The sequence below is a fragment of the Natronococcus sp. CG52 genome, from assembly GCF_023913515.1.
Taxonomy (GTDB): Archaea; Halobacteriota; Halobacteria; order Halobacteriales; family Natrialbaceae; genus Natronococcus; species Natronococcus zhouii.
On the sequence record NZ_CP099391.1, the window covers coordinates 651,333 to 669,103 of the forward strand.

At 65.0% G+C, this 17,771-nt stretch carries 21 protein-coding genes; 10 read left to right on the top strand and 11 right to left on the bottom strand.

Annotation, left to right across the window (positions count from 1 at the left end; all coding sequences use genetic code 11):
- Positions 1 to 344: 344 nt before the first annotated feature.
- From NED97_RS03415 to dapA, 3 genes are read right to left on the bottom strand one after another with little or no spacing between them, the layout of a single operon-like run.
- Entirely contained in the window at positions 345 to 1,181 is an 837-nt protein-coding gene (locus NED97_RS03415) for a 2,3,4,5-tetrahydropyridine-2,6-dicarboxylate N-succinyltransferase (protein ID WP_252489323.1), read from the bottom strand.
- Positions 1,178 to 1,942 carry a 4-hydroxy-tetrahydrodipicolinate reductase gene (dapB, locus tag NED97_RS03420; RefSeq protein ID WP_252489324.1) on the bottom strand — a complete coding sequence of 255 codons (765 nt, stop codon included), beginning with the start codon at positions 1,940 to 1,942 and terminating at the stop codon, positions 1,178 to 1,180. The genes NED97_RS03415 and dapB overlap by 4 nt, the downstream gene beginning before the upstream one ends.
- Complete coding sequence (dapA, locus tag NED97_RS03425) at positions 1,939 to 2,859, bottom strand: 4-hydroxy-tetrahydrodipicolinate synthase (protein WP_252489325.1); 921 nt, start codon at positions 2,857 to 2,859, stop codon at positions 1,939 to 1,941. The genes dapB and dapA overlap by 4 nt, the downstream gene beginning before the upstream one ends.
- A gap of 386 nt (positions 2,860 to 3,245) precedes the next feature.
- On the opposite strand from dapA, the gene NED97_RS03430 reads away from it, so the two are divergent.
- Together NED97_RS03430 and NED97_RS03435 are read left to right on the top strand one after the other, a co-directional pair.
- The gene (locus NED97_RS03430; protein ID WP_252489326.1) at positions 3,246 to 4,055 is read left to right on the top strand and encodes a M48 family metallopeptidase; all 810 of its coding nucleotides are present in this window, start codon (positions 3,246 to 3,248) and stop codon (positions 4,053 to 4,055) included.
- A gap of 109 nt (positions 4,056 to 4,164) precedes the next feature.
- Positions 4,165 to 4,662: a LabA-like NYN domain-containing protein gene (locus tag NED97_RS03435; RefSeq protein ID WP_252489327.1), complete on the top strand. Its 498-nt coding sequence runs from the start codon at positions 4,165 to 4,167 to the stop codon at positions 4,660 to 4,662.
- A 17-nt stretch (positions 4,663 to 4,679) separates the two neighbouring features.
- Here the strand turns inward: NED97_RS03435 and NED97_RS03440 are convergent, their stop codons facing one another.
- Positions 4,680 to 4,856, bottom strand: a complete 177-nt coding sequence (locus NED97_RS03440; protein ID WP_252489328.1) for a hypothetical protein — start codon at positions 4,854 to 4,856, stop codon at positions 4,680 to 4,682.
- Between the two features lie 155 nt (positions 4,857 to 5,011).
- Between NED97_RS03440 and NED97_RS03445 the strand changes: the two genes are divergently transcribed.
- The 3 genes from NED97_RS03445 to NED97_RS03455 all read left to right on the top strand — a co-directional run bounded on the left by NED97_RS03445 (position 5,012) and on the right by NED97_RS03455 (position 6,997).
- Complete coding sequence (locus NED97_RS03445) at positions 5,012 to 5,500, top strand: PUA domain-containing protein (protein ID WP_252489329.1); 489 nt, start codon at positions 5,012 to 5,014, stop codon at positions 5,498 to 5,500.
- 365 nt (positions 5,501 to 5,865) lie between these two features.
- Entirely contained in the window at positions 5,866 to 6,255 is a 390-nt protein-coding gene (locus tag NED97_RS03450; RefSeq protein WP_252489330.1) for a nascent polypeptide-associated complex protein, read from the top strand.
- A 7-nt stretch (positions 6,256 to 6,262) separates the two neighbouring features.
- On the top strand, positions 6,263 to 6,997 hold the full coding sequence (locus NED97_RS03455) for a methyltransferase domain-containing protein (protein ID WP_252489331.1): 735 nt from the start codon (positions 6,263 to 6,265) through the stop codon (positions 6,995 to 6,997).
- Between the two features lie 264 nt (positions 6,998 to 7,261).
- On the opposite strand, the gene NED97_RS03460 is transcribed toward NED97_RS03455, so the two are convergent.
- Positions 7,262 to 7,570, bottom strand: a complete 309-nt coding sequence (locus tag NED97_RS03460) for a transcription factor S (RefSeq protein ID WP_252489332.1) — start codon at positions 7,568 to 7,570, stop codon at positions 7,262 to 7,264.
- A gap of 97 nt (positions 7,571 to 7,667) precedes the next feature.
- Positions 7,668 to 7,925: a DUF5789 family protein gene (locus tag NED97_RS03465; RefSeq protein ID WP_252489333.1), complete on the bottom strand. Its 258-nt coding sequence runs from the start codon at positions 7,923 to 7,925 to the stop codon at positions 7,668 to 7,670.
- 116 nt (positions 7,926 to 8,041) lie between these two features.
- Here NED97_RS03465 and NED97_RS03470 point away from each other — a divergent pair, with 116 nt between their 5' ends.
- Positions 8,042 to 9,364 (top strand): MFS transporter, encoded by a 1,323-nt coding sequence (locus NED97_RS03470; RefSeq protein WP_252489334.1) that lies wholly within the window; start codon positions 8,042 to 8,044, stop codon positions 9,362 to 9,364.
- Between the two features lie 148 nt (positions 9,365 to 9,512).
- Here the strand turns inward: NED97_RS03470 and NED97_RS03475 are convergent, their stop codons facing one another.
- Positions 9,513 to 9,821 (bottom strand): hypothetical protein, encoded by a 309-nt coding sequence (locus NED97_RS03475; protein ID WP_252489335.1) that lies wholly within the window; start codon positions 9,819 to 9,821, stop codon positions 9,513 to 9,515.
- A 482-nt stretch (positions 9,822 to 10,303) separates the two neighbouring features.
- Between NED97_RS03475 and NED97_RS03480 the strand changes: the two genes are divergently transcribed.
- The gene (locus tag NED97_RS03480; protein ID WP_252489336.1) at positions 10,304 to 10,804 is read left to right on the top strand and encodes a DUF5797 family protein; all 501 of its coding nucleotides are present in this window, start codon (positions 10,304 to 10,306) and stop codon (positions 10,802 to 10,804) included.
- 45 nt (positions 10,805 to 10,849) lie between these two features.
- Here NED97_RS03480 and NED97_RS03485 read toward each other — a convergent pair whose 3' ends face one another.
- Positions 10,850 to 11,902: a DUF5787 family protein gene (locus tag NED97_RS03485; protein WP_252489337.1), complete on the bottom strand. Its 1,053-nt coding sequence runs from the start codon at positions 11,900 to 11,902 to the stop codon at positions 10,850 to 10,852.
- Positions 11,903 to 12,040: 138 nt separating this feature from the next.
- Entirely contained in the window at positions 12,041 to 12,481 is a 441-nt protein-coding gene (locus NED97_RS03490; RefSeq protein WP_252489338.1) for a bis(5'-nucleosyl)-tetraphosphatase, read from the bottom strand.
- 110 nt (positions 12,482 to 12,591) lie between these two features.
- On the opposite strand from NED97_RS03490, the gene NED97_RS03495 reads away from it, so the two are divergent.
- Entirely contained in the window at positions 12,592 to 12,930 is a 339-nt protein-coding gene (locus NED97_RS03495; protein WP_252489339.1) for an uS10/mL48 family ribosomal protein, read from the top strand.
- Between the two features lie 68 nt (positions 12,931 to 12,998).
- The gene (locus tag NED97_RS03500; RefSeq protein ID WP_252489340.1) at positions 12,999 to 14,273 is read left to right on the top strand and encodes an amidohydrolase; all 1,275 of its coding nucleotides are present in this window, start codon (positions 12,999 to 13,001) and stop codon (positions 14,271 to 14,273) included.
- A gap of 269 nt (positions 14,274 to 14,542) precedes the next feature.
- On the opposite strand, the gene NED97_RS03505 is transcribed toward NED97_RS03500, so the two are convergent.
- Complete coding sequence (locus tag NED97_RS03505; protein ID WP_252489341.1) at positions 14,543 to 15,949, bottom strand: geranylgeranyl reductase family protein; 1,407 nt, start codon at positions 15,947 to 15,949, stop codon at positions 14,543 to 14,545.
- Between the two features lie 184 nt (positions 15,950 to 16,133).
- Between NED97_RS03505 and NED97_RS03510 the strand changes: the two genes are divergently transcribed.
- A complete protein-coding gene (locus NED97_RS03510) occupies positions 16,134 to 16,469 on the top strand; it encodes a 2Fe-2S iron-sulfur cluster-binding protein (RefSeq protein WP_252489342.1) in 336 nt (111 codons plus the stop codon).
- A 94-nt stretch (positions 16,470 to 16,563) separates the two neighbouring features.
- Here NED97_RS03510 and ftsZ read toward each other — a convergent pair whose 3' ends face one another.
- Positions 16,564 to 17,718: a cell division protein FtsZ gene (ftsZ, locus tag NED97_RS03515; RefSeq protein ID WP_252489343.1), complete on the bottom strand. Its 1,155-nt coding sequence runs from the start codon at positions 17,716 to 17,718 to the stop codon at positions 16,564 to 16,566.
- Positions 17,719 to 17,771 lie beyond the last annotated feature (53 nt).

Here is a 17,771-nt window from a genome sequence, read left to right on the forward strand (position 1 = left end):
CGGGATCTCCGGGTTGCTCTAGTACCAACTGAAACGATTCACACATCGATCGCACTGTGCGCGGTTCTCGCTTGCTTCGCTCGCTCCGAACCGCGCTCCCGTCGGGCGATCGGGTGTGCAGTGACTTTCAGTGGCTACTATAGTCTACGTTCTTCTCGGCCGAGACGATGCGGCGGCCGACGGATAGAACGAACCGGTGTTTCCATAACGCAGAGGATATTTCGTATCTTCGGAGTGCTCTGATGACGTCGATTCGGTGCGACTCCTCCGGAGAAGGGGTCTTCGCGCGACCTGACGTGCGACCGGTCGACGCGACCAACTCGAGGTCACGTTCCGGACGGGAGTTACTCCCGCAGCGCGTCCTCGCGCTCGGTCGCCTCGAGCGTCTCCGTCTCCAGATCGGTGGCGACGACGGCGGGCTTGTAGGCGCCACCCTCGAAGAGGTCGTGGTCGCTGACCGAGGATTCGACGAACCGCGTGAACGCGCGGCGGTCGGCGGGCAGTTCGCCGTAGATGACTTCCTCCTCGACGAGGTCGTAGACGGGGATGCGCGGCGTCAGCAGGGTGTTCTCGCCGACGACGCTGTTCTCGCCGACGACGAAGCCCGAAGTGACCCGGCAGCCGGCGCCGAGCGAGACGTCGTCCTCGACGATGACCGGCGCGCTCTCGACGGGCTCGAGAACGCCGCCGATGAGCGTGTTCGCGCCGAGTTTGACGTTCTCGCCGATCTGGGCGCAGGAGCCGACGGTGTCACAGGAGTCGACGAGCGTCCCGTCGCCGACGTAGGCGCCGACGTTGACGAAGCTCGGACTCATCATGATGCAGTCGGAGCCGAGGTAGGCGCCGCGGCGGATCGTCGTTCCGTCCGGCGTGTTTCGGGTTCCGCGCTCGCCGAGATCCTCCGTGTCGCGGAGCGGGAGAACGTCGTAGTGGTCGACGTCGCCGTAGTCGTACGCCTGGTTCTGCCGCAGACCGAAGTTGAGCAGGATTCCCCGCTTGACCCATTCGTTGGCCTCCCACTCGTCGCCGTTCTTCTCGGCGGCCCGGATCTCGCCGTCCTCCAGGGCGTCGAGGAAGGCGTCGAGCGTCGCGTACTGGTCTCCGCCGACGCTATCGGCGCTGTGTGCGTCGTTCTGGTACTGTACCCACAGATCGTCGATTTCGGTCTCGAGCGCACTCATTCGTCGATCACGTCCGCAAAGTCGTAGTTCCCTGCCTTCTGTCCGGCGATCCAGACCGCCGCGTCGACCGCGCCGGCCGCGAAGACGCCGCGATCCTCGGCCCGGTGAGTCAACCGAACCTCCTCGTCGTTTCCGGCGAGGACGATCTCGTGCTCGCCGGTGATGTCGCCGGCGCGGAGCGCGTGAACGCCGATCTCACCCGCTTCGCGGGGTGAATCCCCTTCGCGGCCGTGGCTGCGCTCGGTGAACTCGCCGTTTTCCTCGATCTCCTCGAGGAGCCGGTTCGCGGTTCCGCTCGGCGCGTCGCGCTTGCCGTTGTGGTGAGTCTCGACGAGTTCGACGTCGTACCCCGGAAGATTCCGGACGGCTTCGCCGACGACGTTCACGAGCGCCTGGACGCCGCGAGCGAAGTTCGGGGCGTGGAGGACGGCGATCTCGTCGCTCGCGGCCTCGAGCGCGGCCGACTGGTCGCCGTCGAAGCCGGTCGTTCCCGTAACGAAGGCGACGCCGGCGTCGGCGCAGGCCTCGGCGTAGTCGACCGCCGACTCCGGGCCGGTGAAGTCGATCACGACCGTCGGCTCTCGTTCGGTCAGCAGCGAGTCGAACGCCTCGGCCGACTCGATGTCGACGTCTTGGACGGTTCGATCGGCGGGATCGCGGTTGACGGCGAAGACGACCTCGCACTCGTCGTGGTCGGCGGCGGCGATCACCGCTCGACCCATTCGGCCGGTCGCGCCGGTGACGCCGACGCGGACCGTCATCGGTTCGCCCCCGCGTCGGGAATCGACGCCGACTCGCGCTCGAGGTCCTCGAGTACGGCCTCGAGGTCCGCTCGATACTCCTCGGAGAGGCGAGAGAGCGGCGATCGCATGCGTGCGGGGCCGTAGCCGCGGATCTCCATAGCTTCCTTGACCGGAATCGGATTCGTCTCGACGAACAGCTCGCGGAAGAGGGGGCCGAGTTCGTGGTGGATGTTGCGTGCGCGCTCGTAGTCGCCGTCGAGGGCGGCCCCGACCATCGCGCAGGTTAGTTCGGGCTCGATGTTCGCTGCGACGCTGATCGTTCCGGTGCCGCCGACGGAGATCGTCGGCAGAGTGAGCGCGTCGTCACCGGAGAGGACGGCGAACTCCTCGTCGTTCGTTCGTTCTGCGATCTCGCCGATCTGTCCCAGGTCGCCGCTCGCGGCCTTGTAGCCCGCGATGTTCTCGTGGGATGCGAGTTCGACCGCCGTGTCGGGCTCGATGTTCCGACCCGTCCGGGAGGGGACGTTGTAGACGATCTGGGGCAGATCGACGGCGTCCGCGATCGTCCGGTAGTGGTCGACCAGCCCGCGCTGTTCGGGCTTGTTGTAGTACGGCGATATCAACAGGAGGCCGTCGGCCCCAGCCTCGACCGATCGCTCGGAGAGTTCCAGGGCCTCTCGGGTGTTGTTCGAGCCCGAGCCCGCGATAACGGGAACGTCGTCGACGGCCTCGATTACGGCCTCGACGACCTGGACGTGTTCGTCGTGGGTCAGTGTCGCCGACTCTCCCGTGGAGCCGACGGGGACGAGCCCGTCGACGCCCGCGGCCTCGAGGCGCTGTGCGTCGGTCTGCAGTGTTTCGAAGTCGATCTGTTCGTCGTCGTCGAAGGGCGTACACATCGCCGGAAAGACGCCCGAAAGGTCGAGTGCTGTCATGGTTGTCGTCTGGTGGTGGAGTGGTCAATCGGTTTCGCTATCGTCGGATATCGCCGGTCCTGCGCGTCCGAACCGCACCCGGGACGGGGACGCTACTCCCGCCGCGAGCGCACGCAGACGCGTTTAGGTTTCGAAAAACGAGGGGACACGCCGCTCACGACGCCGATATCGGATCGGTGAGCGACGCGGCACATACTGGGACCAGCTATCCGGACGGACTTATCGGTTGTGACTTCGGCACATCTGTCCGAGCCGCGGCTCCGAACCACTGGACGGCTCCGGATCCCCGGAGGTCAGATCACTGGTACGTGTGATCTCGGTGCACTCGTTCGGTTCGCTCGCCGCTTCCCGCGTCATTTATAGTTCTCGATTGCTAACCGGAGGGTATGCGAAACGCACAGCTGAAACTTCGGATGGCGCTGGTGGGAACCATCCTGTTCGCACTCTACTTTGGCGCCGCCCTGTTCTTCTCCGCCGCGTGGGGCGTCTCGCTGATTCCGGTGTTGCTCGTCAGCATCGTCGTGCTTCCCGCGATACAGTACAAGCTCGGAAAGTGGATGGCTCTCAGGGGAACCGAGGAGATGCCCGACGAGGGCCAGTACCGGCAGGTCCACCAGATGACCGAATCGCTCTCGCGCGATATGGGTCTCGAGAAGCCGAAGCTCGTCGTGCAGGATATGGGCGTTCCCAACGCCTTCGCGACCGGGCGAAAGGGAGCCGGGGTTGTCTGTGTCTCCAACGAACTCATTCAACTGCTCGAGCGCGACGAACTCGAGGGCGTGATCGCTCACGAACTCGCTCACCTGAACAACCGCGACACGATCACGATGATCCTGGGGCAGTCGGTGGGGATGGTCGTCAGCTACGCGGTCTTCTTCCTCCTGCGGGAGGACAACAACTTCTTCGTCGCCTACGCCGCCTCGATCGCGGCCCAGATGCTGACGATGATCTTCGTGATGGCGATCTCCCGGTACCGGGAGTACGTCGCCGACGACGATGCCAAACAGTACATCGGCAGCGGCGACCCCCTCGCACGCGCGCTCGAGAAGATCTCGAAGGGGTCGGAGGGTCGGGAGTCGAAGATCGACGACAACGTCAGCGCGCTCTGTATCCTGAACGTCGATCGGAGCACGTTCCAGAAGATTTTCTCGACCCACCCGCCGACCGAGAAGCGAATCGAGAAACTTCGGAACTGAACCGCCGTTCGGTTTCGTTCTGTCGCGTTCTGTCCGGCGTAGTCTGGCGGTTGGCGAGAAACCGACCGTTGTGAGAAGGGTTTTTACGATCGCACGTTACGGGTAAGATATGACCGAGATTCATCCGAACCAGCGCGTCGCCGTTCTCGTCGACGCGCAAAACCTCTATCATACTGCACAGAGCCTTCACAGCCGTAATATCGACTACTCTGCACTGCTCGAGAAAGGCGTTCAGGGCCGGCAGCTCACGCGTGCAATCGCGTACGTCATCCGTGCCGAAGCGCCCGAGGAGGAGAGTTTCTTCGAGGCGCTGGTCGACATCGGCTTCGAGACGAAGATCAAGGACATCAAGCGGTTCTCGGACGGGACGAAGAAGGCGGACTGGGACGTCGGAATGAGTCTCGACGCCGTCACGCTCGCCAATCACGTTGACACGGTCGTTCTCTGTACTGGCGACGGCGACTTCTCGAGACTCTGCTCGCACCTGCGTCACGAGGGCGTCCGCGTCGAAGTAATGGCGTTCAAATCGTCGACGGCCGACGAACTCATCGACGAGGCGGATTCGTTCCTCGATCTCGAGGAACGCCACGAGACGTTCCTGCTCTGATCGTCCCGGATCTTTCCTCACTCTGACTGGGCGTCACGAGCGACACTGACGAGCCAGGCGCCCGTGCCGACTGCCAGCGCCGAACCTGTCATAGCGTAGACTAATCCGTGCGATTCGAGGAGGCTGGGCCCGGCGAGCGTCAGACTGCTCACTGCCAGTAGCGTCAGTCCGAGCACAATCTGTGCGAGATCCATCCGACCGTTGAATACACCACGGACTATATAATATTCCTGATGACAGTCGTGAACGGATGTCTGTCAGCACGACACGACGATCCCGAAACGCCCTTCGAAGCCCGTCGGCGACACCAGTCGAAGGGCTTTCGACCCACCGCGGCAAACACCGGCCAATGAGCGACCCAGCCGACGGGAACGCGGGACTCTCGAGCCTTCGGACGATCGCAGACTACCAGTTCGGCGCCGGTGCTGGCGAGGCGCTCTTCCCACCCGAGGAGTCGCTGACGGTCAAACGCACCACCTCGGGACGTCCCCAGCAGGTCCACGACGAGACCGGCCGCCTCGTCTCCTTCGGCATCGACGGCCGGTTCACGCTGGGAATCGAGGGCGGACGCCGACTGGACGCCGCCCTCGACTACCCGGCCTACCGCGTGGTCGTCGACGACGAGAGCGAACCGTTCGTCCGCGACGAGATGAACGTTTTCGCGAAGTTCGTCCTCGAGGCCGGCCCCGAAATCCGCCCCGGCGACGAGGTCCTGGTCGTCCACGAGCGCGGCGAGGTGCTCGCGGTCGGGACGGCGGAACTCGACGCCGCGGCGATCGAAGACTTCGAGACGGGGATGGCGGTGAGCGTGCGCGAAGGAGTGCCCGCGGAGAACTGACGTTTTATCGAATCGCTCGCCGTCTGGCGCTGTGGCCGGGAGTGTGGCTCGAGCGCTGCGAGAGCCGCGTTCCCCGGGGAAGGGCAGGCTGTTCACCAACACTCGCCGCGAGAGCGCACCGGAGGTGCGCTCGAGCGGGCCGACGACCGATGTAGAGGCCCGAAGGGGTCGAACGAAGGCTCGGAAGCCGCAGCCCACGCAGCGAACGAAGTGAGCGAGTCGGAACGTCTTCCGGTGCTTTTGATCAACCTTTTGCCGAGGGACGCCGCGCTGGACGGCGAAGCCGCCAGCGCGGCAGACTGCAGCGTAAAAGGTTGGCGGGCCAGACCGCAGAGTAAAAGGTTGCGGGTGGCGATGTACCGGGTATGTTTGGAGGAGGCGGCGGAATGAACCCGCGCAAGATGGAACAGATGATGGAACAGATGGGAATCGACGTCGAGGACGTCGAGGCCGAAGAGGTAATCATCCGCACCGACGAGTTCGACCTCGTCTTCGACGACGCCGAGGTTACGAAGATGGACGCTCGAGGCCAGGAGACCTACCAGATCATCGGCTCGCCGGAGCAGGTCGAATCCGGTGCGGCGGGCGGTGCCGCCGCCGGCGATGCCGGTGCCGACGAGGAGAGCGGCTCCTCGATTCCCGACGACGACGTGGAGATCGTCGCCACCCGCACGGGTGTCAGCGAGGGCGAGGCCCGCGAGGCGCTCGAGGACAACGACGGCGACCTCGCCGCTGCAGTCGAGGACCTCGAGTGACACACGCGTGAGTGTCCCGGTCCTGCTGGTTCGCGACGACCGCGAGTACCTCGTCGAACCCGGCGAGGAGATGGGAACCGATCTGGGCGTGCTCGAGGTACCCGACGACGTCGAACCGGGAGAGACGCTCGAGACCCATCTCGGGAACGAGTTCCAGGTGCGGCGGCTTCGGGGACCGGATCTCTTTCATCACTTCGAGCGCACGGGCGCGCCGATGGTGCCCCGAGATATCGGCCTGGTGATCGGCGAGACCGGTATCTCGCGGGGCGACCGCGTGCTCGACACCGGAACCGGAACGGGCGTCCTCTCGGCGCTGATGGCCCGCGCCGGCGCGTCGGTGGTCACCTACGAGCGCGACCCCGAGTTCGCCGACGTCGCTCGAGAGAACATGAAACTGGGGGGCGTCGCCGACGCCGTCGACGTCCGGACGGGTGATCTCACCGAGGAAATCGACTCCCTCGAGCCGTCGTCGTTCGACGTCCTCACCCTCGATACGGGCGATGCACCGTCGGTGGTCGCGCACGCGCCCGAACTGCTGGTCGACGGCGGCTTCGTCGCGGTCTACAGTCCGTTCATCGAGTCGACCAGAGAGGTCGTCGAGACCGCTCGAGAGGCGGGCCTCTCGAACGTCCGCACGCGGGAGACGATCCAGCGCGAGATGCAGTTCGACGACCGCGGCTCGCGACCGTCGACCGCTCCCGTGGGTCACACGGGATACCTGATGCTCGCTCGGAACGAGTAGCTCTCTTCTACTCCCTCCTCGACCGAAAACGGCCGGGAGTGGGCTCCGAGTACCGCGAGGAGTCCGCGACTCGGGGAAGGGCAGGCCGTCACACCGTTACCGACCGCGAGCGAAGCCGAAGGTTGAGAGAGCGGGCCGACGACTGATGTGGAGAGCGCTATGCGCTCAAAACGGAAGGAGGAGTGCTTTTGATCGAAATTTCACCGAGGGACGTCGCGGCCGCGGCAATACCGCGGCCGCGATAGACCGCAGTGTAAAATTTCGTTAGTTGTCGTCTTCGCGCCACTTGTACTCGCACTCGGTACAGATGAAAAATCGCGTTTCGGATTCGTCGGCGGCCCGGATCTGTTTCATGTACCAGTAAGCGCGGTCGTTGCCACACTCGGGACACTGCGCGTTGGTTTCGGGAAGCGACGTTTCTCCGGAGGATTCGATGACCTCGCTCGCTTCCTGATCTTCGGTTACCGTGTACTGCGAGGCGTCGCCCTTCGGTTTCGTGAAGCCGCAACTGCCGCACTCCCACGTCCCGTCTTCCGCTTTCATCATCGAACCGCATTCGTCGCAAAATTCCATCGTTACCCGGGATACGTCGACCGAGCGACTTAAGCGACCCGTTTGGGGCTGTCGTGGTCTCGGCGGCGGTCTCGTTCCGTAACCGACCGCGGACGGATTATCCTTCGCCCTCCGACTGGTATGGTTCGCCGACGGCTTCCCGCGGCAACACGTTGTGGAGCGCCGACACGAGATCGTCGGCGGATTGGAACTGATCCCTGTCACTGCGCTCGATCAGTTTTCCAAGGTTTCGTTCGCCGTCGGCGAGCAGGAGCGTGACGTCGTCGAATTCGCTCGCCGCGTCGTCGGCGTCGATCGGGTACTCGAGCGTGTCGAACGTCGCATCGATTCGGCTGAGTTTGACCTTCCGGCTCATACGACAGGGGAGGACGGCCGGCGTCTTGTAATGCAGTTCAGTTTGACCGGACTGTCACTCGTTCCGCTACTTTCGATTCGAAACGATAATCGGGGTGGATCACGCAGTCCGATTCGATGCGGCGTCTCGTTCGATGGGTCCTGGCACGATTTTCCGGCCTCGTCCGGCTGATACTCGCGCAGTTCGCCGTCGACAGACGGGTGCTCGCGCTCGCGTTCGCTCGAATGGCCGACGGGATCGGCAACTCCTTTCTGATCATCGTCATCCCGCTCTACGTCGCGGACGACGTCGTCGGCGGGATGACGTTCGGACTCGGCGAGGCGATGATCATCGGAATAATCCTCTCGCTGTTCGGGTTCCTTAATAGCTCGTTTCAACCCCTCACCGGTCGCTTTTCGGACCGGACGGGGAAACGAAAGCGATTCATCCTGATCGGTCTCGGCGGACTCGCGATCACGAACGTGGCCTACCTGTTCGCGGAGACGTACGTTTCGTTGCTGCTCATCCGCGGACTGCAGGGTATCAGCGTCGCCTTCATCATCCCCACGTCCGTCGCGCTGGTCAACGAACTCGCGACGACCGGCGACCGGGGCGGAAACATGGGCGTCTACAACACGTTCCGCCTGATCGGGTTCGGCGCGGGTCCCGTCGCCGCCGGCGGGATCGTCAGCGCCGGTCCCTACTCGCTTCCCGTCGGCTGGACGATCAGCGGCTTCGACGCGGCCTTCTACATCGCGGCGATCACGGCGGTGATCAGCTACCTGCTGGTAACGGTGCTGATCACGGACCCCGAGTCGACGGGGGCGAACGCCGCCGCGGATCTCTCGATCGACGTCTTCGACCCCACGGGACGGAACGTGCTCGACCCGATCTTTACGCTGGGGATCGTCTCGCTGCTCATGGCGACGGCGATCGCCCTCTTCGCGACGATCCAGCCGCAGGTCAACGCCCGCCTCGAGCAGGGGGCGACCTGGTTCGGTCTCCAGTTTGCGGCGTTCATCATCGCACAGATCGTGTTACAGACGCCGATCGGGCGGGCGTGCGACCTGTACGGACGGCGTCCGTTCATCTTCCTCGGAATGGTAATCCTGGTGCCGTCGACGCTCGCCCAGGGGCTGGTCACCACCTCGGAGACCATGTTCCTGGCTCGACTCGCACAGGGAATCGCCGGGGCGATGGTGTTCGCGCCGGCGCTGGCGCTGGCCGGCGACCTCGCGGGGGAGGGCGAGTCCGGATCGAAGCTCTCGGTGCTCACGATGGCCTTCGGCTTCGGGATCGCGATCGGTCCCCTCTCCTCCGGCGCGCTGATCAGCTACGGGTTCGAGGTTCCGTTCATCTTCGGGACCGTGCTCGCAGCGTTCGGAGCGATTCTCGTCTACACGCAGGTCGAGGAGACTCTCGAGACGACGGCGTCGGTGCCGGTCGTCGGCGACGACTGACCGGCGCTCGGCGCGGTACTCGCATCTCGGTCGCGGCCACTCGATCGGTGTGTCAGATCGAACTCGCGGACGGGGCGTCGTCGAGCGCGAACGACGATCGTCGGGAAAGAAAGACTGGTACAGGAACGGCGCCGTCCGTGTCCAGCTATCAGAGATCGACGCCGATGTCGTCCATCAGGTCATCGGAAACGACGTCGTCCAGATCGGGTGTGTCGGCCGAGTCGTCAGGAACGAGATCGTCCTGATCAGGCAGTTCGTCTATCCCGCCGGGGACGTCAGGGCTGGTATCCTCGGCCGACTCCTCTTCGCTTTCGACTACCGTCTGTTCCTCTTCGGTAACGTCTTCACTCACCTGCTCGGTCGATTGGTCTTCGATGGCCTCTCCCTGTTCCACCGTCTGTGCTGCTCCGACGCCGGCGCTCAGCGCGAGGAGACCGACGGCGAGGACTACCACCATCACTGTTCGTCGATGCGCGTGAAGCAAACGTGTCGTACGATCGGTCATAGGTACTGCCCGCGGCGGGCAGAGACGTGTCATCGATAGCAGCAATAAACGCGGTCAATCGTTCGGTCTCCAAACAAGACGTTGGGATGATTAAATCAACACCTATCGGTAGTGAACGTTCGGCCGCCGCCGCGAGATTTGGCTCGCTACACCGTTCCAGTACTCGACCGGGTTCGACCCGGCGAGCGGTTTCGACGACTGAGAGCTACTACGAATGCGACTAGTCGGCCCCTATCGTTCTACGGTCACGGTAACGCGTCGGATAAGGAACTGTTCCGAGAGATTGCAACTCAGTATCCACTCGTCCTCGACCCCACTCGTTTCCACCTTCGATCGAGACGCCGGAACGTCCGGCGGTGACGACACGGCGCTCCGAACGCGAACCAATCGGCAGGACGCAACGCAAAAGTACCGGATCCGCATAGCTCTCGACGATGACGCTCTCGGACGAGGCCAGGGACCGGTTGGCCGACGTGGTGGAACTACAACCGACGAAAAATTCCGAGCTCCAGGAACGGTGGGCACTGGAAAGCGGCAGCGAGGTCCACCAGTACCTGGAGGACGAACTCGGGGACTACTACTTCCGGGACGACAACAGCCTGATCCGCGCGACCGCGGAGGCAGCGGACCTCGTCGACGTCGAACCGGGAATCGAGAGCGACCCGGACGAGGGAACCCCCTCGCGGATTCGCGTTCCCGAGTTACAGGCGCAGATCGTCGAGGTTCTCGCCGGCCCCGAGGAGAAGTCGGAAAGCGTCGTCTCGGTGCTACACAAGCTCCGGGACGCCTACGACGTCGATCCCGACTCCGAGGACGTCCGCTCGAGCCTCCAGAGTCTCCGTCGCAAAGGTGTCGTCGAGATCGAGTACCGAACCATTCCCACGTTTCGGCTGTCCGTCGAGCGCGACGACCTCGAGGTCGCAATCGCCGATTGAAGCGGCCGGCCGGCGACGATCGAATCGGCGCTAGCGGTTCGTCCCCTATAGCCCGGGTCGTCGGCGCCGTCGGCGCTCCTCGAGCAACTGTTTGCTTCGTTTTCCGGGTCCGCCCTCGATCGGCCAGCCGCGGGTCCGCCAGACCGGCGGTTCCGGTTCGAACGCGGAACAGGAGCCGGAGCACTCCGCGGCCGTCTGGCAGCGCTCCTTGGACTCGCAGTAGGGCAGCAACTGGATTCCGTCGGTTCCGCGCAGCGCGAAGTGTCGACAGTCGGGCCGCATCGTGTCGACGAACGAGCGCCAGCCGCGCTCGTAGGCGCGTTCGGCGATCCGAAGCCGCGTCTCGGCTTTCGTCTCCGAGGTGACGGAGTCGAAACGGGCGGCCGAGCCGTCCCGGCTCCCGCCGTCCGGTCGCTCGAGGATTCGCGTTCCCGGTTCGTCGACCGCGAGCGAGCGCGGATACCACGAGACGTCGGCGGCGAGCGTCTCGGGATCGAGCGCGAGCACGCCGGCCTCGACCGGCAGGTCCTCGAACAGTACCGGTTCGACGCGCTCGCCCGTCTCCCGGGTGGCGACCCAGACCTCGTCGGCGAGCGCGAGCGCGACGTCGTACTCGAGTTGTGTCCCCAGGTTCCGGGCGGCGCTCGCGTCGAGGTCCGGCTTGTTCTCGATGGCGACGATTCGGTCGACCCAGTTCGGATAGGACCACTTCCGGCGGATCTCGATCCGGTTGCCGTTCTTGCGGGTCTCGAGGATTCCGCGGTCGTCGGCGCGGTGGATCGCCTCGCGAACGTATCGCCACGGGTAGCCGGGGTGCGGGAGCGCGTCGCGGTAGTACGCCCACTCGGCGGGCGCGTTCCGGACGACGTGTAACAGGTCGCTGTCGAGTCGCTTCGGACCGTAGTTCGCCCGCTGCTCGAGGGCCTCGCGGTCGCACTCGAGAACGATCGTGTCCCAGCGCCGGCGTTTCGTACCGAGTTGGCGGGCGACGATGACCGCGCGGTCGGCCCCGCCGCCGTCGTCGGGGGGCCACGCGCGCTCCGCCCAGCGGCAGGTACGAAGCTCGAAGGCGAACTCGCTGTCGTCCGCTCGGTTCACTACCGATCGTACGGAAATCGAGGATAAGTGCGCTGTGGTCCGTCGCCGAGCGTGTCGAGCGGCGTCGGCGCTACACGCGAGAGGGCCGGTGCTCTCGGCGGGTCGAACGCGCCGCGGTTGTCGGTTGTGATTCGCCGGTTACTCCTCGTCGTCCTCGTCTTCGATCTCGTCGATGAACTCGTGCGCCTCCTCCAGGATCTCTCGCGGCCCGTCCTGCGTGACGGTGTTTACCGCCTGCTCGTAATCGCGCCACTGGAGGTCACGATGCTCGTTCGACAGTTCCGCGCTCGCCTCGAACGAGCGTGCGATAAAGAGGTGAACGGTCTTGTGGATCGTCTTGCCGTTCGCCTCGAAGACGTAGTCGTAGTCGTCTCGAAAGCCGTCGAGTAATCGGAACTGCTCGATACCTGCCTCTTCCTTTATTTCGCGGATCGCCGTCTGCTGTAGCTCTTCATCTCCTTCGACACCGCCCTTCGGAAACTCCCAGTCGCCCGGGCGGCTCTTGAGTAGAAGATACTCGCGCCGGCCCCGCGTATCGCGGAAGAGGATCGCGCCTGCGCTCGTAGCTTCGACTGCCATTACCTTGAGTAGCGGGCGGGACGTTAAGAGAATATCGGACTGTTCGTTCGACGTAGGCGTATCTCAGCAGGTTTTTACACGCCGGCCGTCGACGATTGCACAACACAGCCATGACCTTCGTTACCCGTCTCACGCTCCAGAGCGGCGATAGAGCCGCGCTCGATGGGATCGTCGACGACATCAAATCTTCCGCCGAGCGGAAAGGGGCCGCGCTGAAAGGTCCACACTCCCGTCCGCCGGAGAAACTGACGGTCCCCCAGCACGCCCGCCTGCACGGCGACGACGAGCGCCGGTTTCCCTCCTGGGAGTACACGGTCTTTACGCGCGAACTCGAGATCCACGGCCACGACAACCTCGCGCGGAACATCGCCTCGCAGAACTTCCCGGACTCGGTCCACATCGAGGCCGAGGTCGAGCAGATCCACGGCGCGGGACGCGGCGGAAACTGAGTACCGGAGTCGAGACGCGGAGCGGCATCTTCGATAGCACTTTTTAACGTCCCCGACGACTGGGGGATATGACCGACGAAACCCTCGTTTCGTTGCGCCGCGACTTGCACCGCAAACCGGAACCCGCTTGGCGCGAGTTCTACACCACGGCACGGATCGTCGAGGAACTCGAGTCCCGCGCGGATCTCGACGAACTCCACGTCGGCCCGGCTGCCATCGCCGCCGAGCACCGGATGGGCGTTCCCGACGAGGCCGAACTGACCGCGTGGTACGAGCAGGCCCGCGAGTACGACGTCGACGAGTCCGTCCTCGAGTCGCTCGAGGGCGGCTACACGGGTGCCGTCGCGGTCCTCCGCAAAGGCGAGGGACCGACCGTCGGCCTCCGCGTCGACATCGACGCCCTGCCGCGTGCCGAGTCCGACGACGCACAGCACCATCCCGTCGCGAACGAGTTCCGCTCGGAACACGAGGGCGCGATGCACGCCTGCGGCCACGACGCCCACGCGACGATCGGGATCGGCGCGCTCGAGGCGGTCGCCGAGAGCGAGTTCTCGGGAACGCTGAAGGTGTTCTTCCAGCCCGCGGAGGAGGTCGTCGGCGGCGGCAAGTCGATGGCGAAGAGCGAACACATTCGGGACGTCGACCACCTGCTCGCGCTCCACATCGGGCTGGACCACCCGACCGGCGAGGTCGTCGCGGGTATCGACGGCTTCCTGGCCGTCCGACACCTCGAGGCCACTTTCACGGGCGAACCCGCCCACGCGGGCGGCCACCCCGAACAGGGTCGCAACGCCGTCCAGGCGATGGCGACGGCGGTCCAGAATCTCTACGCCGTTCCGCGCCACAGCGACGGCGCGACCCGCGTTAACGCGGGCGTCGTCGAGGGCGGCAGCGCGGCGAACGTCATCCCTGAGGAGGCGCGGATCGTCGCCGAGGTCCGAGGCGAGACGACCGAACTGATGGAGTACATGCACGAGAAGGCCGAGCGCGTGCTTCGCTCCGCCGCCGAGATGCACGACTGCGAGGTCGAGACCGAGATCGGTGCCGCCGCACCGAGCGCGACGAGCGACCAGGAGCTCGTCTCGATCGTCGCCGACGTGGCGAACGACGTCGCCGGCGTCGAGAGCGTCCTCGAGCGCGACCAGCTCGGCGGCAGCGAGGACGCGACGTTCCTGATGCGCGAAGTACAGCAAAACGGCGGCAACGCCTGCTACGTCGGCGTCGGCACCGACCACCCCGGCGGCCACCACACCGCGACGTTCGACGTCGACGAGGCGAGCATCGGCCACGCCGTCGAGACGCTTGCGGGCGCGATCGAGCGGATCGGTCTCGAGCACGAGTAACTGCTCGACACGTCCGATCCGAGGTATCGATGGCCGAGAGCGCGGCTCGAGCACCGCGAGAGGCGTGCGATCCGGGGAAGGACAGGTGATTCATCGGTTCCGACCGCGAGCCTCCAAGAGGCGAGCGGGCCGACGACTGACGTGGAGGACGCGTAGCGTCCGGAACGGAAGGAGGAGCGCTTTTGATCAACCTTTTACCGAGTGACAGCGCGACGTGCGACAGCAACGCTGTCGCCGTCGCGTCTCGAACGCAGCGTAAAAGGTTGGTGTTAGTACTTCGGCTCCGCCCCGGTCGTCTCGTAGACTGCGTCCATCAGGTCGTCGCGACGATCCTGCCAGCTGTCGAGCGCGCCGGGGTGGGACGGGTAGTTCTCGTAGTGGGCGAGCAGTTCGTCGGCCCGCCGCTTCGTCCGGTAGAGGTTCCAGATCGTGCCCCAGTGGCCGCGGCTCTTGAGCAGGGCCTCCGCCTTGAGCTTCGGTCCGATGTCCGTGCTGCCGGAGTACAGCGCCTCGGCGAGTTTGTCGCCCGGCATCGCGGCGAGCAGCCCCATCAGGTCGTCGACGTCGACGGCCGTCGAAAGGATGTTGTAGACGTCCAGCGCGGCGTAGCGGGCGCCGAAGTGCTCCATCACGCGCTGATTGTACTCCCAGAGGGTAGCCTCGCCGCAGTCGCCGGTCTCGAGCGCCTCGATCGCCTGGTCGGCGGCGTACTTGCCGGCGTAGGCGGCTCCGGCGATACCGCCGCCCGTCGTGGGGTTGACGTGTCCGGCGGCATCGCCGACGGCCATGTAGCCGGGATGGACGGCCGAATCGTACGGCCGCCGCGTCGGAAGCGCGGCGCCGAGTTTGTCCTCGACCTCGGCGCCGTCGAACTCCGCACGGCTCTGGAGGTCGCGCTTGAGATCCTCGACGAGTTCCATCGGCTCCTCGGTCATCTGGAAGCCGAGTCCGGCGTTGATCTCCGTCTCCGTGCGCGGGAAGTACCAGAGGTAGCCCGCCGCGCGCTCGGTCGGCTTGAAGACGAGCGCGTCGGACCACTCGACGGGTTCGTCGACGGTGACGATCTCGCGGTAGGCCGAACAGAAGTGCGTGTAGTTGACGTTCGTGTCGAACGTCGACTCCGAGAAGTCGACGTGGTCCTGGAGTACCGACAGCGAGCCGGCGGCGTCGATGACGATATCGGCCTCGTACTCGAGTCGCTCTCCCTTCCGCGTCGCCGTGACGCCGGTCACCTGGCCGTCGTCGGCCTGGGTGACGTCCTGGACGACGGTGTCGTAGTGGACGTCGGCGCCGGTCTCCTCGGCGCCCTCGATGATCAGCTTGCCGTACTCCAGGCGGTCGATGACGGCCAGCTCCCCGGGAACGGGGATCTCGAGGACCGTATCCTCCTGCGGGATCTCGAAGCGGCCGTGGTCGACGCCGGTGTTGGTGAACGCGGGTTCGATCTTCGACTTGGGAATCGACTCGGGGAAGGCGTCCGCACCCTTCAGCGCGTCCCCGCAGGCGATGTGCCCCGCCTCTTCCTCGGACTTTCGCTCGAGGATGACGGCGTCGTATCCCTCGCGTGCGACGGTCGCTGCGGCGTAACAGCCTGCGGTCCCGGCGCCGACGACGACCACGTCCGGCGATCGAGTCTCGGGCGTCGCGGCGGTGGCCGACTGTTCCTGCGTACTCATATCGATAATGTGTATTCCGCGGTAAGAAAACGTTTTATGAGCGATCCGGCGATCCGTCGGCGACAAAACTCCGGCCGATGCCGGGCGGCCGGGCCGTGCCGGGTCGACCCCGGGTAGCTTCCGTCGGAACTGTCACGAGCGATTGTAATAAAGAGTTTTGGTGGGGTCTTTCGTACCGTCCCGTATGACAGAGTACACCGTCGAGTTCGTCGGCACGGGCGAGACGATCACCTGCACGGACAAGGAGACCATCCTCAGCCGCTGTCTCGAGGAGGGAATCGCCCAGGAGTACTCCTGCCGCGTCGGGATGTGTCTGGCCTGTTCGGCCGAGATCGTCGAGGGCGAGGTCACCCAGCCGGCGGCTCGCGGGCTCACGGAGAAAGAAGCAGAGAACTACGCGCTCACCTGCATGGCGCGACCGCAGTCGGACCTCAAACTCGACCGCGGAAAGTACCCGCCGAGCATCGAGGGCGACCTCGAGGCGGACACCGGAAACGAACCGACGCCGGCTGACGACTGACCCTCCGTCCCCTACTTCTAGACGAACTCTCGAGAAACGACGATAGCGTCAGAACGATCCGAGATCGCGTCGGTCTGTGGCCGATCCCGGTCGATCAGTCGACGAAGTCGATGTCGTCGCCCTGCGGCGCCTGCTCGGGCTGGACCGCTTCGCCCTCTCCGCGGCCGTAGATCTGTGGCGACTCGACGCCCGTGACGACGATCATCGTCCGCATGCTGCCCTCGAGGGTCTCGTCGATCGAGGTCCCCCAGATGATGCGGGCGTCGGGGTCGATCCGGTCGTAGATCTCTTCGACGACTCCCTCCGCCTCCTCGATGGACATGTCGTTGCCGCCGGTGACGTTGACCAGCGCGGAACTCGCGCCGGAGATGTCGACGTCGAGCAGCGGCGATCGGAGGGCGGTCTTGACCGAGTCCTCGGCCTTGGCTTCCGAGTCGGACTCGCCGAGACCGATCATGGCGACGCCGCCGCGTTCCATCACGGTGCGGACGTCGGCGAAGTCGAGGTTGACGAGGCCGGGTTTCGTGATCAGCTCCGTGATCCCCTTCACCGAGCGCATCAGCACCTCGTCGCTCACCTTGAACGCCTGGCGGACGGGAAGTTTGCCGACCGAGTCGAGCAGGCGGTCGTTCGGGACGACGATGACGGTGTCGCTCACGTCGCGAAGTCGCTCGAGACCGGCTTCGGCGTTCGTCCGGCGGACCTCTCCCTCGGCGGTGAACGGCGTGGTAACGATCGAGATCGTGAGTGCACCGGACTCGCGGGCCGCCTTCGCGACGACGGGCGCGGATCCGGTACCGGTGCCACCGCCGAGGCCGGCCGTAACGAAGACCATGTCGGAGCCGTCGATGGCGTCGTAGATGTCCTCCTGGCTCTCGAGGGCGGCCTCTTCACCGACCTGGGGGAGCGAACCGGCGCCGCGGCCGCCGGTCTTGTCCTCGCCCATCAGAATCTTGGTGTCGGCCTCGATCTCCACGAGGTGTTGAACGTCCGTGTTCGCGGCGACGAGTTTCGCGCCGTGGATTCCCTCCTCGTGCATCCGGTTGATCGTGTTTCCGCCGGCACCCCCGCAGCCGACGACCGTGATGTCGGTCTGGAGATCCTGCAGAACGTCTTCCAGTTCGTCGTCCGTCATCGTCCCTGTGTTGGTGTCCGATCCGTCCGCGGTCGACGGGCCGGACCCCGACTCGGGAACCTCCCCCTCCGCGTTTTCGGCCTCGTCGATCGCGTCTTCGATGAGAGAGTCCATTCCTGGCCCTGACTAGTAGATGGAGCGTAATTACCTTTCCCCTACACGTCAGA